Raw genomic sequence first — 14590 nt, forward strand, 5'->3', positions numbered from 1 at the left:
GGTTTTAAGCTCGGGCGCGAACCTTGAAGGCCCAGCCTTCGGACCGTGCTTCGATGATCTTCACCTCGTCGTCGATTGCGACCCTGCCTGTCCCGCGCGGGGTCACGTTCCAACCGAAAAGCGGGCCGGGCACACGCCGGTCGCCCGACATGCGGATGCGACCCATGGCAGGCATGGGGTTCGCGACATCGCGCGAACCCGTCAACTGGTCCTGCGTCGTCATGATGCAGCGGGCGCAGGGCTTGACGAGGTCGAAGCGGATGCCGGCGATCTCGACTGCAGCCCAGCGGTCCTCGGCCCAAGCCTCGTCCGTGTCGATGACGATATTCGGCCGGAAACGCTCCATCCCGACGCCGCCTTCGGCATGGGCTGCGAGATCCGCGTTGAGTGCCTTCAGTGATCCAGTCGTCGTCACCAGTATCTGGTAGCCGTCGGAAAAGGTCACCGGCGTGCCTTCGCCTGCCCATTCGGCATTGGCCGTTCGTTGAGCCTGACCGTCGAAGAAGACGAGCTTTACCTCGCGGCCGAGCCATTCCGAAAGCCTGTCGTTGCTGTCATCATCGGCAACGGCAGCGCTGACGACCGATTTCCAGACGGTGACATCGAGCCGCCGGTCCGGATGTGGCGGCGGCACGGCGATGTCGGGCTTGCCCTGCATCAGCAGCCGGAAGGCGCCGGCTTCGGGCCGTACGTCGATGCGGGCAAGGGCCGGCAGCTCGCGTTGCGTGATGAAATATCCGTCTGCGTCCGTCACCATGGCACGCCGGTCGCCGGGCAGGCCATGGGCATCGATCTCGGTAGCGGGCAGGGCGATGCCTCGGGCACTCTTGAGCGGATAGATGAAGAGATCGCTGACACGCATCATAGGCTCCTAGATTTCGTCCATAAATGCCGAGAGGAAGTCGCGCAGGCTCCTGTCGCGGGCGGCGGCCAGTTCGCGGCCGGTCCGGGTCTGGAAGCCATCGGCCAGTTTGAACAGCTTCGTCTGGAAATGGTCAACCGCATAACGCTTGTCATCAAGCGCCCGATCCTTGGCAGAAGGATCGAACGGATCGTAGAGGCCCGATCCGAGCCGTCCCGCTATGTAGAAACAGCGCGCCGCGCCGACCATGCCGATGGCATCCAGCCTATCCGCATCCTGCAGGATTTTCGCCTCCAGCGTTTCCGGTGGCACGTTCGCCGAGAAGCTGTGCGCGGTCACCGCATGGGCGACATCAGCGATATCCTCGTCGCCCCATCCAAACTCTTTCAATATCCGCGAAGCCTTCTCGGCGGCGAGCGCCGAGGCATGGGCGCGCATCGGCGAGTTCTTCTCGACGGCGACGCAGTCATGCAGCAGTACGGCAGCCGCCAGCACCTGGCCCTTGCCGCCTTCCGCAGCGTGGATACGCATGGCGTTGCGGAAGACACGCAGGATATGGGCAAGGTCGTGAGACCCGTCGTCACCCTCGGTTGCATGTGGAATGAGCTCGACCGCCAGAGACTCGTGGGGAAAGAAGGCTTCGGCCTTGAACATCGTCGTCACCGGTTTTCAAAGGGTTCGCATACAGTCGATAACGGCTTGGCCGGCGAGTCGCAACGTGCCGAGATCAGCGCCGGAGCTTGGCGAACGGCGTAGCGCCATTCTTCTTTGGCGGCATGGACAGCATGTGTGCCGCATCGCCGAACGGTTTCGGGGGGCTGATATGATAGCCCTGGATCTCGTCGCATGCCTCGCGTTCGAGTAGTGCCATCTGTTCGGCGGTTTCCACACCCTCCACGGTCACGCGCATACCGAGCGCATCACCGAGCAGGATGATCGCGCGCATGATCGCATGCGCTTCCTTGTGATCGACGATATCGTTCACGAAGGACTTGTCGATCTTGATCTTGTCAAAGGGGAAGCTCGATAGATAGCTCAGCGACGAATAGCCGGTTCCGAAATCGTCCATCGAAATGCGGATGCCGCGCTCCTTGAGCGCATGCAGGATCGGCAACGCCTCATCGCGATTTTCCATCAGCACGCTCTCGGTGATTTCCAGTTCCAGACGTGACGGCGAGAGTTCTGCGGCTGCAAGCGCCTCGTTGACATCCTGCAGCAGGTCGCTGCTGCTGAACTGGATGGCCGAGACATTCACTGCGATCTTGATATCTTCGGGCCATCGCGCTGCATCGTTACAGGCGCGGTGCAAAACCCAGCGGCCGATATCGACCACGAGGCCGACCTCCTCGGCAAGCGGGATGAACTCCATCGGCGGGACGCGACCGCGCATCGGATGATTCCAGCGGATCAGCGCCTCGAAGCCGCAGATGCGATGCTGCGCCAGATCGTAGAGCGGCTGGTAGTGAAGCTCGAATTCCTCGTTCTGCACGGCGACGCGCAGATCGGCCTCCAGCGCATGGCGAGCCTGCATCTTCTCGTCCATCTCGCCGGTGAAGAAGCGCTGGTGCCGGCGCCCGTCCGCCTTGGCGTGGGAAAGAGCGACCGCCGCGTTGCGCAGCAGCTTATCGCTTTCTGCAGCATCGTCTGGAGCGATCGAAATGCCCATGGAAACACTGAGTTCCACCTGCTTGTCGCCGCGGAAGAAGGGTTCGCTGAGTTCCCGTCGGATCTGATCGGCGAGTGCCGTGATATTCCACGGCTGCTGGCGGTGTGTCTGCAGGATCGCGAATTCGTCCGAGCCGAGACGGGCAAGAATATTTTCCGAGCCGGCCGAGGCGCGGATGCGCTCTGCGACCTGCTGCAGGATCTTGTCGCCGGCAGAGACGCCCAGCGTATTGTTGATCGACTTGAACCGGTCGAGATTGAGATGCACGAGGGCGATCTGCTCGTCTTGCCTGCGCTCGGCAAGAGCCGCATCGAGCTGCTCGCGGAAGCGAATGCGGTTCGGCAGGCCGGTCAGCGGATCGTGGTGGGCGAGATAGGTAATGCGCTCGGCAGCCTTGCGGTCTTCGGTAATGTCGGCATGAATGGCGATATTGCTGCCATCGGCAAGAATGGTAACGACGCTCTGGATGATGCGGCCGTCATCCATCAGCCATTCGCGCCGGCGGATGCGCCCTGCCTTCGAAGAAGCCTCCTGGCCTTCCTTCCTGCTGCGTGTCCTGGCACCGGTTTGCTCAGTGCCACGCGTCTTGTGCATCAGGTCGGCAATCGTCGTGCCGGGCGCAACATCGCCGTCGCTAAAGCCGAAGAGCTGGCGGAAGCGCAGGTTGGAAAGGGTCAGCCGCTGGTCGGCATCGAACACGCTGAGCCCGAGCGGCAGATTGTTCAGGACGATTTCGAAGAGCTTGTGCTGTTCTGCAAGCGCCTGGGCGGTGGAGCTGATAGTGTCCCGAAGTTCGCGATTTTCGGTAAGCAGCATCTCGGCGCTGCGCTCGATCTCGTCATATCCGCTTTCATGGCTGCGATAGGTCGCGATGACGAGCTCCATCAGATGCTCTGCATCGATAGATCCGTCCTCATTGACGGCCTGCGTGCACTGTTGCCAGAAAAGCGTCTCAGCTTTCATGCGCGCAGGTCCCCTCGCGGGACGGTTGCGATGCAAGCATGGCAAAAGGCGAAGACCTCTTCGATTGGCAAAGGTGCCATATCGCGCCTGGCATAAAAAAGACCTTTCTAAAATGAATATGAATCAATTTTTGTAGGCTGCAAATGGCCATTTCCGGCAACCTGCATGCGGCATCTTCTACCGCTCCGATTAATAATCGGTTGCAACCGGGCGGCTCTTTATACCTTGCCGGTAATTTGCTTGTATCTCACAAACTACTGAAATAACGAACAAACCTGGCTTATCGAGCTGAAATGAAACTGCCGTCGATGCAGGCAGTTACACTTTGTCAACTATGGTTAATCGTGAGTTAACAGCTTATTGACCGAGGCCGCAAATCAGTTTAACCAGCAAGCCAGCCTTTGATATTTTCCACTCGCGTACTGCGTACAGACCCTCACCGTAAGAAGCGGTGAATGGAGATTTGTATGACTGCTCTTTCATCAGTTCCAGACATCTCTTATGCATATTTGGCAACGCTCTCGCGGCTCGATGCCAATGGCGACGGCGTGTTGAGCCGCACCGAGCGCGCCGCAGATGAAAAGCCAGGCATCATCAGGGAATTTCTCGAAGACGGTGATGCCGACAATTCGGCGCCGAAATATCCGAGCAGCCTCGTCGCGCTCATGATGGAATACAGTGACAGCGGCTCGGCGAGCAGAACGGCCGTTCCCTATGCGCTGCAGCAGCTTGCCCCCGATGCCGATGACCAGGCGATGCAGATCTATCGCAATACCTACGGCGAGTTCGATCTCGGTGCCGCCGCCTGACCCTTCGTCAGCTTGTTTCGTCAGCCGGCCTCCGCGGCCGGCTTTTTCTTGCCTTTTATGCAGACCGGAACACCTTCCTTTGTAAGGCGTTGGGACTCAGTCCCCGAAACGGAAGGAAACCCGATGAAAATCATAGGCATCATCGCCGTCCTCGGCCTGCTTGGGGCGGCGTCCCAAGGTTTTGCTCAGGACAAGCAGACGGCGACGGCGAATTTTATCGGCCCCGATGGCAACGAGGCAGGCCGCGCCACGCTGACCGCTGCCGCCAATGGCGGCGTTTTCATCGAGGCGGAAATTTCCGGCCTGCCGGCCAATAAATGGGTCGCCTTTCATATCCATGAAACGGGCCGCTGTGACGCAGCATCCCATCATGAATCGGCTGGGGGTCATTTCAATCCGACCAAGGCCGAACATGGTTTCCTGGCGGCCAAGGGACCGCATGCAGGCGACATGCCGAACCAGTATGTCGGTCAGGACGGTATCCTGCGCGCACAAATCTTCGACACCATGATCTCGCTCGATGGCAAGGAGGATGGCGTGCGTGGCCGGGCGCTGATGGTGCATGCCGATTCCGATGATTATCGAAGCCAGCCATCCGGCGGCGCCGGCGACAGGATCGCCTGCGGCGTGATCAAATAGTTATGGCTGCGTCTGGTCGGCGCCGGCGGCTGTACCCGATAGGCCGAGCGGCTGATGGGGCTCGCCATCACCCAGCCCTCCTGTTCCAGGTGCTCCTCGAGTGCCTCGTCGAAGCCGGATGGAGCAGCAGGCGACGCGCCTCAACCATTTGAATTGTCCCTGACGGGCAGCACGAAAGGTGCATTGCCATTAGCCTCCGCGCCGCGACCGATGGCTCTCACGGCGTCGACGAGCCGGCCGCGCCGGTCAAGCAGTGCATCGCCGATTTCGACGATCCGCGCGTTCGGCGTCGCATAGCGCGAGGCGGTTCGCAGCCGCCGCGCAAGCGCCATATCCTCCTGCTCGGGCGCGAGCGAGAGAGCTGCTATCAGCGCCGCGGCAGGCGAGCGGGATACACCCATCCAGCAATGGACGAGCAGCGGTGCCTCCTGCTGCCAGCCGGCGGCAAAATCGATGATCGCCCGCACGTGCTTTTCGTCGGGCGCCACGAGATCACCCGTACCCTTGAAGACAATATCGTTCATGTTGAGCAGCAGATGCCGGTCGGCCTGGATGACGCCCGGCCGGTGAAAGGCTTGCTCCTTCGCCATCAGGCTGATCATCTCGCGCGCCTTGTGCCGCACGGCCATTTCGCCGATCCGCGCCAGGGGAGAAACCACGATCACGGTCACGCGCCGACGCTCCGCTTCGCCTCGATCTCGGCAAAACGCTCGCAGAAGAGCCGCTGCGCTTCGAGCGCGGGGACGGGATCGATCGCGAGCATGTCTCGCGTGATGCCGCGCGGCTGGCCGAAGAATTTCTGCGCTTCGGCCGGCGTGAAGCCGGCAAGAACAGTCGCCTCGAAATAGGCGGCGATCGTATCAGCCTTCTTGATCTTGTCCTTGAGCTCGCGGGAGGGGTGCGGCGGCAGGCCGAAGCGCAGGTGCACAGCCGCCTCCAGCCGCTTCTCGACGGTCTTGTATCCGCCGCCGACGACCGCCTTGAAGGGGGAGATCATGTCGCCGATCACATATTCGGGCGCGTCATGCAGCAGTGCCATCAGGCAATCGGCGGCTGTGGCCTCATTGAAATGCCGGAAAATGGATTCGACGACAAGGCAGTGTTGCGCCACGGAAAAGGCGTGATCACCTGCCGTCTGGCCGTTCCAGCGGGCGACGCGTGCAAGTCCGTGGGCGATATCGCTCAATTCGACGTCGAGCGGCGAGGGGTCTAGCAGATCGAGCCGCCGGCCGGACAGCATGCGTTGCCAGGCACGTGGAGCCTTCGCATTCGTCACGCGCTGGCCTCGTCCGAGGAGGTCGGGAAGCTTAGCCCGGACCAGGCCGGCAGGCTGAGCGTCACCGAAACATCGCCGGCAAGCAGAGGCGTGCCGGATGCCATGGCTTCGCCGGCGCGGTCGATGCGCACGATCGCCAGTCCGCTCGTCCCCTCGACGGAGCCGAGCGTGCCGACCGGCTTGCCATTGGCGGTGATTTCGGTGCCGCTGGCAGGCAGTGCGGCGCCTGCCGAAACGGTCACGACGCGGCGCCGCGCCGTGCCGCGATGCTGCATGCGGGACACCACTTCCTGGCCGACATAGCAGCCCTTCTTGAAGGAGAGGCCGCCGTCGATATCCATCAGTACGTCATGCGGAAAAGCGTCCTGAAGCGCATAATCGGGTCCTGACGTGACGATGCCATTCTCGATGCGCAGCGCATCGTAGAGCGCCGCATCGTCGCCGCCATGATGACCGATACGACGCAAAACAGTAACATTGGCCTTGGCAAAGCGACTGTCCTTGACGCCATCTTTGGCATCCTCGCCCCAGGAAACGGTCACGCCGTCCTCGGCAACCGGCGTCAGCGTTACCGGCGCACGCAGGCGATACATGATCAGTCGCTTCAAGAGGGCATCTCGCTGGGCCGCATCCGTTTCGATGACGAAGCCGTCGTCGTCGCGCCAGATCATGAAGTCGAACAGGATCTTGCCCTGCGGCGTCAGCAGCGCGCCCGGCCTCGCCTCGTCCGCACCCAGCGAAACGATGTCGGTGGTGATGAGATTCTGTAGAAAAGCTTCTGCTTCCGTACCGCCGGCGGCAATGAGCGAGCGGTCTTTCAGGAATACGGCTGGCATGGCGAAACCTGTCGCGTTGATGGTCGCTCAGAGGTAGGTCTTTGAAGCTGAAGGTGCAAGAACCGCGACGTCAGTCGCCGGCCGTGAAGAACTTCCATTTACCGTCAGGCGCGATGCCGACGCGATAGAAATTATAGCCACCGAATTCCTGCATATCCGAGAGATCGCCTGCGGTGACGATGCGCAGCAGCTCCACGCGTTCCGGCGGCGTCAGCGTTTTCAGGTCTTTTTCGGCAAAATAAGGCCAGACATACATTTCGTCGGGCGTGCCCTGGCCGACATGCACGAAGCCGGTCGAGATGACGTCGAGCATAATAGCAAGGATCTCGTCGCCATCGGGATCGCCCGAGAGATCTTTCAGTGTGCCGATCGGATCGTCCGTGGGTTCGCCGACAGTCACCTGCGTCTGACCGGCGCCGGTACCCATCAGCGGGCGCAGGCGTTCGAGATCGCCTGAGGCGGCGGCCTCGACGATCTGTTCGCGCATCTTGCGCACCGGTTCCGGCGCCTTGCTGATGTCGTAGATCACTTCGACGGGTTTGGAATCGTCCAATGCGCCTGGAGTCTTGTCGACGCTCTGGCCGCTCTCTTTGTTGACGAGTGGGTCCGGTTGGGGAACACCGGAAGAGCCGTTCTGCGGTGCAGCCGGCGGCTGCGGGCTCTGCTGCGCCGCGTCACGCGCATCGGGCTGACCCGGGATTTTCTGAAGTTCGGAAAGCGCGTAGGCGGAAGAAGCAGACAGCATGCTGCCTGCGGCGATGCCAATGGCAAGCAGGACCGGCGCGAGAGGGATTCGCGGGGAAAGATCTTTACCGGTACGCATGAGACTCTCTTTATTGCCCTTATTGCAGGGTCCTGTTGGTGGAAAACTCACCTGCCAGCATGCGGTCGCGAAGCGAATCGAGCAAGGCCTCGGCGCTACCTTCTCCATGCAGTCTGATCGTCTCGCGCAGTGCATGTGCAATTGCAGCATCGGCAATGATTTCAGGCTCGATGCCATCGGCCATGCCATCGGCCCAAGCCTCGTTCTGGTATTCCAGAGCCGCCTGCATCTTTTCGTGGACGATCATGTCGTCGATGTCGTTGAGGCTTGGTTCCATTATCTTTTCCTCAGAACTTCTCATGTCTTACCGCTACGTTAACAACACTAACAGCCTTTTCCCAAAACGACACGTGCGCATGCGAAAACAGGTTAATTAAACGTTAATTTCCAAAGCGCGAAGTAATTTCTGTGGCAAGTGTTGCACCTTCGTTACGGTACCGCTCTTCCGCCACGATGGCCGCCTGCGTGCAAACCGTGTAAACCGAAGCGAATGCCCGGTAGCCGCGATTGAAGGCTGCGGTCAGTTTTTCCTTGCGCTGCGGCTCTCCATTCGTTTCGGAATCAAGCAGTTGCTGCATGTCGGCCCGCCATTCGTCCGCCCCTGGCGCCTTGCAGAGCGTGCGCAGATAATGCACCGAGCCCAGAACCTCGGCCAGCCGCGCCAGCTTGTCGTCATAGGGCACGATCGCAACCTGCGGCACTATTTCCTCCGGTGGCGGAGGCGCATTCTTGCCGCCCTGCACCCCATTTTGCGCGCCCCCTTGCGCCATTGTGGCACCGGCCCAGACGAGGCCGCCAAAGACAAGAGATGACAAGACGACGCGTCGAACGGGAATCATGCTTCCAGTTGATACGGGGAGGATGACCGGAACAAGGCGCATGCGGCAGTTTCCACTTCTATTCTCGTGATGGCCTCATTCTCCGGCCACCAACCGCTCAGCGCATTCGAGCACGCTTTGCGGCACCGGCATGCGCCGGATCTCTTCCACGCTGTACCAGCCGATCGCTGCCGCATCGTCAGCGGCTTCAGCCATCAGATGGCGGTCCGCCTCGACGCGGAAGACGGAGAGGAAGAAATGGCTGCTGATGCTGCCATCGGGCGTATGCGTCTTCAGGTCATAGGTGGAGAACAGGCGCGGGTTTCGTGCCTGAATGCCGGTCTCCTCGAGAAATTCCCGCAGCGCCGTTTGCTCGGGCGTCTCGCCGGGTTCGCCGCGTCCGCCCGGAAAGGCATACATGTCGGCAGACGGCGGGTTTCGCCTGAGCACGAGAAGGAACCGGCCATCACGTTCAAGGATGGCGGAAGAGGCGGGTTTGGCTTGGGAGGTCATCGCTTCGCACGCTTTGCTGTGATGCCGCCTTATCCCACGGGCGGCTCACCTTGCGCAACCGTCGGCATTGCGTGGATTATGGCTCATGATTCCTGCGAGACGCGCTTGACCTACCTGATCTACACCTTTGCCGCCCTCTTCGAAATTGCCGGCTGCTTCGCCTTCTGGGCTTGGCTGCGACTGGCAAAGCCCGTCTGGTGGCTGGCGCCGGGCATGGCGTCACTGGCGCTCTTTGCCTGGTTGCTGGCGCTGGTGCCGAGCGAGGCGGCCGGCCGCACCTTCGCGGCCTATGGCGGCATTTACATCGTCGCCTCGCTGCTGTGGCTCTGGCTGGTGGAGAATCGCGTTCCCGACCGCTGGGACATCGGCGGCGGGCTAGTCTGCCTCGCCGGCACCGCGATCATCCTCTGTGCGCCGCGCGGTTAGCACAATTCCACAAAAGATGTGCAGCGCCTGCCATTTGCAATTGCACGAGGGCAAACCGCCTTGACCCATCCGGGGCAGGGTGCAAAGAAACCCTTATGTGTGGACGTTTTGCCCTGACAGAAGTAGTCAAGGATATCGCCGAAGCCTTCAGCCTTGCCGAGCTGGAAGGCTTTCCGGCGCGTTACAACATCGCGCCGACACAGCCGATTCTGGTCGTCATCGCCGGCGAGGGGCAGGAGCCGGGCAGCAACCTGCCGGATCGCCGCGCTCTTCTGGTGCGCTGGGGTTTCACCCCGGGCTGGGTCAAGGATCCCAAGGAATTTCCGCTGCTGATCAACGCGCGCGCCGAAACCGCCATCGGTAAGGCCTCCTTCCGCGCCGCCATGCGCCATCGCCGCATCCTCATACCCGCCTCCGGCTTCTATGAATGGCATCGCCCTTCGAAAGAAAGCGGCGAGAAGGCACAGGCCTACTGGATCAGGCCTCGCAGGGGTGGTGTAATCGCCTTTGCCGGGCTGATGGAAACATGGTCCTCGGCCGATGGTTCTGAGGTCGACACCGGCGCCATCCTGACGACGAAGGCAACCGGTGCGATCTCCTCGATCCATGACCGCATGCCCGTCGTCATCCAGCCGGAAGATTTTTCACGCTGGCTGGATTGCAAGACGCAGGAGCCGCGCGAGGTCGCGGGCCTCATGCAGCCGGTTCAGGAGGATTTCTTCGAGGCGATTCCGGTTTCTGACAGGGTCAATAAGGTCGCCAATATGGGGCCGGATCTGCAGGAGCCAGTGCCGCTCGAAAAGGCGCCGAAGCCGCCGCAGAAAAAAACACCGGATGACGGCCAGCTCAGCTTCTTTTGAAGCCCAGCTCCACTGTCGGGTTGAATGCAATCCGGTGATGTCTGCCGGCTAATTTTGGCTAACAGATGCGTCGCTTGCAGCCCCTTTCGCGAGATACGCCGCATGGCAAGTACCGATGTCATGATCGGCATCGTCAGGAGCTTGCAGGCGATCATCCTTCTCGTCGGGTTTTTCGCGCCCGCTTAGGCTGACTTCTTGACCGACGCCGGCTTCGCCATCATCGAGGCCGCAGCGACCGCTTTGAGGCCGAGCGGGCGGTAGTTGGTCGCGAGATCCGGCTTGGCTGTCTGCTGCTGTTCCGTTGTCTTCTTCGAGGTCACGATACTCTCCTTACGTGTTTCCTAGAATTTTATCTGTTCTGTTCTTTTGTCTTTAATAGCGACAAAAGAGAGGCATCGCCGATCAGGAAATGTAAACACGAACCATAATTCGCGAGGCTTAACCGAAGCCTGCGTTCGTTAATACTTACTTAATAAAGTGGATGCTCAGATGTGGCGACCGATGTCGTCCTCGCCGATACCAGGTTCCTCGATGGTCAGCGTGCCATATTTGCGCTTCCACTTTCGCGCGCCGAAGGGCAGCGAAACGAGGTAGGCGCAGACGGTGAAGACCATCACTTCCCAGGTAAAGCTCATCAGCATCGCGACATAGAGCACGACGCCGAGCATCGCCGGCAACACGAGATCGCGCCGCATCCGGCTCTCGGATTTACCGGACCAAACCGGCAGGCGGCTGATGAGCAGAAAGGCGATGAGGACCGTGTAGCCCGAGGAGAGAAAGGCGAAGATCCGGTCGGTGGTGAGGCCGAGAAAGCCGAGATAGACAGGCAGAAGCACGAGCATCGCGCCGGCAGGAGCCGGCACGCCGACGAAATATTCCGATTGCCAGGGCGCGCGGTTCTCGCGCTCCGACATCACGTTGAAGCGCGCCAATCTGAGGCCGGCAGCGATCGTGTAGATGAGCGCGGCGATCCAGCCCAGCGAACGCGCTTCGTCAAGCGCGTAGACATAGACCACGAGGGCAGGGGCGACGCCAAAATTGACGATGTCGGCGAGCGAATCCATCTGCGCGCCGAATTTCGACGTGGCCTTCATCAGCCGCGCCACACGCCCGTCGATGCCGTCGAGGAACGCGGCGAGGAGCACCATGGCGACAGCCAGCTCATACCGGCCTTCGAAAGCAAGCCGGATGCCGGTCAGGCCGGCGCAGATGGCAAGGATGGTGATGAGGTTCGGAACGACGAGCCGGATCGGAATCTCGCGCAGGCGCGGTCCGCGGGCGGAATCGTCCTTCGGGCCGTTCGGTTCGAAGGGCGGAAAGGGTGGTTCCATATCGCGCTCTCCTGAAAAATTAGCTGCGGCGGCTGATGACCGGGCCCTTCGACGATGCGAATTCGGCGATAACCGTCTCGCCGGCAACCGCTGTCTGGCCGAGCGAGACGCGCGGTGCGGCACTAGCCGGCAGGAAGACATCGAGGCGCGAGCCGAAGCGGATAAGACCGAAACGTTCGCCGGCATCGACGGGTTCATTGACGTGCGAGAAGCAGAGGATTCGTCGTGCGACGAGGCCGGCGATCTGCACCACGCCGATCTGGCCGTGGCTGGTCTCGATCACAAGACCGTTGCGCTCGTTCTCTTCGCTCGCCTTGTCGAGTTCGGCATTCACGAAGGTGCCGGGGCGGTAATTGATGCTGACGATGCGGCCGCGCATCGGCGCGCGGTTCACATGGCAGTTGAAGACGTTCATGAAGACGGAGATGCGCAGCATAGGCTCGTTGCCGAGATTCAGCTCGGCAGGGGGCGTGACCATCTGTATCGAAGAAACCTTGCCATCGGCGGGCGAAATGACGAGATCATCGTCCTGCGGCGTCACCCGCTCCGGATCACGGAAGAAATAGGCGCACCACAGCGTCAGGATAAGCCCGACCCAGAAGAGCGGCTTGAAGATCCAGCCCAATACGAGCGACGCGACGAAGAAGGCGGCGACGAAGGCGTAACCCTCCTTGTGCACCGGTACGATCGTGTTGCGAACCGTATCGAACAAGCTCATGAATGCCGGCCTCCTGTCGTTTTTCGTATCCGCTGGTTACAGAAAAACGACAGGAGGAGCAATGGCGCGGACCTCAGGTCGCCTTCAAAGCGTCGGTTCTAAACAATAAAACGGACGATTTCGTCCGTTTACGGCGCTAGCTCGCCGGCGCCAGCCGGTTGACGATGCCGAGCTCGTCGCTCTCGCGAACCTGCTTGAGATGCTCCTCGGCCTGTGTCGCCTCGCGCTGGCGGTTCCACATCGAGGCATAGAGGCCGTTCTGTTCGAGAAGGGCGGCATGCGTGCCGCGCTCGGCGATCTCGCCGCTCTTCAAGACGATGATCTCGTCGGCCCCGATGACGGTGGAGAGGCGATGGGCAATGACCAGCGTCGTGCGGTTCTTGGAAACGACATCCAATGCCGTCTGGATCTCCCGCTCCGTCGTCGTGTCGAGCGCCGAGGTCGCCTCGTCGAGGATCAGGATCGGCGGGGCCTTCAGGATGGTGCGGGCGATGGCCACGCGCTGCTTCTCGCCACCGGAAAGCTTCAGTCCGCGTTCGCCGACCTTGGTTTCGAAACCCTCCGGCAGCATTTCGATGAAATGCCCGATCTGGGCGATTTCAGCCGCCTGCTTCACCTCGGCTTCGCTGGCCGAAGGCCGGCCGTAGCGGATGTTATAGGCGACGGTGTCGTTGAACAGGACCGTATCCTGCGGCACCATGCCGATCACCGAGCGCAGGCTTTTCTGCGTGATGGTGCGGATGTCCTGCCCGTCGACGGTGATGGAACCGCTCTGGATATCGTAGAAACGATAGAGCAGGCGCGACAGTGTCGATTTGCCGGCGCCCGACGGGCCGACGACGGCAACCGTCTTGCCGGCGGGAACGTCGAAGGAAATGCCTTTCAGGATCGGCCGGGCCGGGTCATAGGCGAAATGCACGTCCTTGAAGGAGATGGCGCCCTGGCCAATGACAAGGTCTTTCGCATCGGGCGCGTCCAGAACCTCCGCCTTCACTTCCAGAAGATCGAACATCTGCTCGATATCGATCAGCCCCTGGCGGATTTCGCGATAGACGAAGCCGATGAAGTTCAGCGGCACGGAAAGCTGCAGCAGCATAGAATTGACGAAGACGAAATCGCCGACCGTGTGCTCGCCGCGCTGGACCGACCAGGCCGAGAGGACGAGCATGATCGTCGTGCCGATGCCGAAGATCACGCCCTGGCCGAAGTTCAGCCAGCCGAGCGAGGTCCACACATCTGTCGCCGCCTTTTCATAGCGCTCCATCGACTTGTCGAAGCGTCTGGCCTCCATCTCCTCATTGCCGAAATATTTGACGGTCTCGAAATTGAGGAGTGAATCGATCGCCTTGGTATTGGCGTCCGTATCGCTGTCGTTCATCGCCCGGCGGATCGAGATGCGCCAGTCGGAAGCGCGGATCGTGAACCAGATATAGGCCCAGACGGTGAAGGCGGTAACGGCGAGATAGGAGAAACCGTAGCCCCACCAGAAGATCGCCGCCGTCAGCAGGAATTCGATGACCGTCGGGATCGAGTTCAGGATCGTGAAACGCACGATCGTTTCGATGCCCTTGGTGCCGCGCTCGATAATGCGCGAAAGCCCGCCCGTCTTGCGCTCCAGATGGAAGCGCAGGGAAAGTTCATGCATGTGCACGAAGGTGCGGTAGGCAAGCTGGCGCACCGCATATTGACCGACGCTGGCAAAGAGCGAGTCTCTGAGTTGGTTGAGGCCGAGCTGGATGAGACGGGTCAGGTTATAGGCGATGACGAGGGCGGTGGCACCGATCAGCAGCGGCGGCAGCGTGCCCTGCAGGTCCATCCTGCCGTTCAGCGCATCGGTCGACCACTTGAAGAAATAGGGCACCAGCAGCAGCACGAATTTCGAGATGAGCAGGTAGACCGAGGCCCAGACGACCCGCATCCTCAGATCCGGCCTGTCTTTCGGCCACATATAGGGCCAAAGATTGTAGAGCGTTCCCAATAGGTTGGAGTCTGAAACTGTCTTGCCGTTTGCCATGCTTGTCTCCAGCCCGGCGGGCCGCTGTCGCCGCGG

17 protein-coding genes and 1 pseudogene are annotated in these 14590 nt (G+C 60.9%); 4 read left to right on the forward strand and 14 right to left on the reverse strand.

Translation table 11 applies throughout. The features are described from left to right. Window positions 1–4: 4 nt before the first annotated feature. The 3 genes from JNB85_RS11385 to JNB85_RS11395 all read right to left on the reverse strand — a co-directional run bounded on the left by JNB85_RS11385 (window position 5) and on the right by JNB85_RS11395 (window position 3491). Window positions 5–862, reverse strand: a complete 858-nt coding sequence (locus JNB85_RS11385) for an MOSC domain-containing protein (protein ID WP_220334469.1) — start codon at window positions 860–862, stop codon at window positions 5–7. Window positions 863–871: 9 nt separating this feature from the next. Beyond that, window positions 872–1516 (reverse strand): HD domain-containing protein, encoded by a 645-nt coding sequence (locus JNB85_RS11390; RefSeq protein ID WP_220334470.1) that lies wholly within the window; start codon window positions 1514–1516, stop codon window positions 872–874. Between the two features lie 73 nt (window positions 1517–1589). Continuing rightward, a complete protein-coding gene (locus tag JNB85_RS11395) occupies window positions 1590–3491 on the reverse strand; it encodes a putative bifunctional diguanylate cyclase/phosphodiesterase (protein WP_220334471.1) in 1902 nt (633 codons plus the stop codon). A gap of 467 nt (window positions 3492–3958) precedes the next feature. On the opposite strand from JNB85_RS11395, the gene JNB85_RS11400 reads away from it, so the two are divergent. Next, a complete protein-coding gene (locus tag JNB85_RS11400; protein WP_220334472.1) occupies window positions 3959–4300 on the forward strand; it encodes a hypothetical protein in 342 nt (113 codons plus the stop codon). Window positions 4301–4423: 123 nt separating this feature from the next. Continuing rightward, window positions 4424–4939, forward strand: coding sequence for a superoxide dismutase family protein (locus JNB85_RS11405; RefSeq protein WP_220334473.1), 516 nt, complete (start codon window positions 4424–4426; stop codon window positions 4937–4939). Window positions 4940–5079: 140 nt separating this feature from the next. On the opposite strand, the gene JNB85_RS11410 is transcribed toward JNB85_RS11405, so the two are convergent. The 7 genes from JNB85_RS11410 to JNB85_RS11440 form a co-directional block, all read right to left on the reverse strand. Then, complete coding sequence (locus JNB85_RS11410) at window positions 5080–5610, reverse strand: tyrosine phosphatase family protein (protein WP_220334474.1); 531 nt, start codon at window positions 5608–5610, stop codon at window positions 5080–5082. Next, window positions 5607–6215: a YfbR-like 5'-deoxynucleotidase gene (locus JNB85_RS11415; RefSeq protein ID WP_220334475.1), complete on the reverse strand. Its 609-nt coding sequence runs from the start codon at window positions 6213–6215 to the stop codon at window positions 5607–5609. Before JNB85_RS11415 ends, JNB85_RS11410 begins: the two co-directional genes overlap by 4 nt. Next, a complete protein-coding gene (gene ygfZ / locus JNB85_RS11420) occupies window positions 6212–7051 on the reverse strand; it encodes a CAF17-like 4Fe-4S cluster assembly/insertion protein YgfZ (protein WP_220334476.1) in 840 nt (279 codons plus the stop codon). The genes JNB85_RS11415 and ygfZ overlap by 4 nt, the downstream gene beginning before the upstream one ends. A gap of 70 nt (window positions 7052–7121) precedes the next feature. Beyond that, window positions 7122–7874, reverse strand: a complete 753-nt coding sequence (locus JNB85_RS11425; protein WP_220334477.1) for a hypothetical protein — start codon at window positions 7872–7874, stop codon at window positions 7122–7124. Window positions 7875–7893: 19 nt separating this feature from the next. Further along, window positions 7894–8151 carry a hypothetical protein gene (locus JNB85_RS11430; protein WP_018115578.1) on the reverse strand — a complete coding sequence of 86 codons (258 nt, stop codon included), beginning with the start codon at window positions 8149–8151 and terminating at the stop codon, window positions 7894–7896. Between the two features lie 103 nt (window positions 8152–8254). Continuing rightward, window positions 8255–8737: a TIGR02301 family protein gene (locus JNB85_RS11435; protein ID WP_220334957.1), complete on the reverse strand. Its 483-nt coding sequence runs from the start codon at window positions 8735–8737 to the stop codon at window positions 8255–8257. Window positions 8738–8788: 51 nt separating this feature from the next. Further along, entirely contained in the window at window positions 8789–9205 is a 417-nt protein-coding gene (locus JNB85_RS11440; RefSeq protein WP_220334478.1) for an NUDIX hydrolase, read from the reverse strand. A gap of 105 nt (window positions 9206–9310) precedes the next feature. Here JNB85_RS11440 and JNB85_RS11445 point away from each other — a divergent pair, with 105 nt between their 5' ends. Continuing rightward, a complete protein-coding gene (locus tag JNB85_RS11445) occupies window positions 9311–9631 on the forward strand; it encodes a YnfA family protein (protein WP_220334479.1) in 321 nt (106 codons plus the stop codon). 95 nt (window positions 9632–9726) lie between these two features. Beyond that, window positions 9727–10491, forward strand: coding sequence for an SOS response-associated peptidase (locus tag JNB85_RS11450; RefSeq protein ID WP_220334480.1), 765 nt, complete (start codon window positions 9727–9729; stop codon window positions 10489–10491). 182 nt (window positions 10492–10673) lie between these two features. On the opposite strand, the gene JNB85_RS11455 is transcribed toward JNB85_RS11450, so the two are convergent. The 4 genes and pseudogenes from JNB85_RS11455 to JNB85_RS11470 form a co-directional block, all read right to left on the reverse strand. Beyond that, window positions 10674–10811: a hypothetical protein gene (locus tag JNB85_RS11455; RefSeq protein WP_220334481.1), complete on the reverse strand. Its 138-nt coding sequence runs from the start codon at window positions 10809–10811 to the stop codon at window positions 10674–10676. A gap of 165 nt (window positions 10812–10976) precedes the next feature. Beyond that, complete coding sequence (pssA, locus tag JNB85_RS11460) at window positions 10977–11822, reverse strand: CDP-diacylglycerol--serine O-phosphatidyltransferase (protein WP_220334482.1); 846 nt, start codon at window positions 11820–11822, stop codon at window positions 10977–10979. A 19-nt stretch (window positions 11823–11841) separates the two neighbouring features. After that, a pseudogene (locus JNB85_RS11465) lies at window positions 11842–12543 on the reverse strand (phosphatidylserine decarboxylase); the annotation flags it as partial. Window positions 12544–12676: 133 nt separating this feature from the next. Beyond that, a complete protein-coding gene (locus tag JNB85_RS11470; RefSeq protein WP_220334484.1) occupies window positions 12677–14554 on the reverse strand; it encodes an ABCB family ABC transporter ATP-binding protein/permease in 1878 nt (625 codons plus the stop codon). Window positions 14555–14590 lie beyond the last annotated feature (36 nt).

It is taken from the genome of Rhizobium mesosinicum (assembly GCF_019511345.1).
GTDB classification, from domain to species: domain Bacteria; phylum Pseudomonadota; class Alphaproteobacteria; order Rhizobiales; family Rhizobiaceae; genus Rhizobium; species Rhizobium mesosinicum.

Excerpts from the sequence above, each read along its gene's own strand:
- JNB85_RS11385 (WP_220334469.1), bottom strand. The coding sequence starts at position 862 with ATGCGTGTCAGCGATCTCTTCATCTATCCGCTCAAGAGTGCCCGAGGC.
- JNB85_RS11390 (WP_220334470.1), bottom strand. The coding sequence starts at position 1,516 with ATGTTCAAGGCCGAAGCCTTCTTTCCCCACGAGTCTCTGGCGGTCGAG.
- JNB85_RS11395 (WP_220334471.1), bottom strand. The coding sequence starts at position 3,491 with ATGAAAGCTGAGACGCTTTTCTGGCAACAGTGCACGCAGGCCGTCAAT.
- JNB85_RS11400 (WP_220334472.1), top strand. The coding sequence starts at position 3,959 with ATGACTGCTCTTTCATCAGTTCCAGACATCTCTTATGCATATTTGGCA.
- JNB85_RS11405 (WP_220334473.1), top strand. The coding sequence starts at position 4,424 with ATGAAAATCATAGGCATCATCGCCGTCCTCGGCCTGCTTGGGGCGGCG.
- ygfZ (WP_220334476.1), bottom strand. The coding sequence starts at position 7,051 with ATGCCAGCCGTATTCCTGAAAGACCGCTCGCTCATTGCCGCCGGCGGT.
- JNB85_RS11425 (WP_220334477.1), bottom strand. The coding sequence starts at position 7,874 with ATGCGTACCGGTAAAGATCTTTCCCCGCGAATCCCTCTCGCGCCGGTC.
- JNB85_RS11430 (WP_018115578.1), bottom strand. The coding sequence starts at position 8,151 with ATGGAACCAAGCCTCAACGACATCGACGACATGATCGTCCACGAAAAG.
- JNB85_RS11440 (WP_220334478.1), bottom strand. The coding sequence starts at position 9,205 with ATGACCTCCCAAGCCAAACCCGCCTCTTCCGCCATCCTTGAACGTGAT.
- JNB85_RS11450 (WP_220334480.1), top strand. The coding sequence starts at position 9,727 with ATGTGTGGACGTTTTGCCCTGACAGAAGTAGTCAAGGATATCGCCGAA.
- pssA (WP_220334482.1), bottom strand. The coding sequence starts at position 11,822 with ATGGAACCACCCTTTCCGCCCTTCGAACCGAACGGCCCGAAGGACGAT.
- JNB85_RS11470 (WP_220334484.1), bottom strand. The coding sequence starts at position 14,554 with ATGGCAAACGGCAAGACAGTTTCAGACTCCAACCTATTGGGAACGCTC.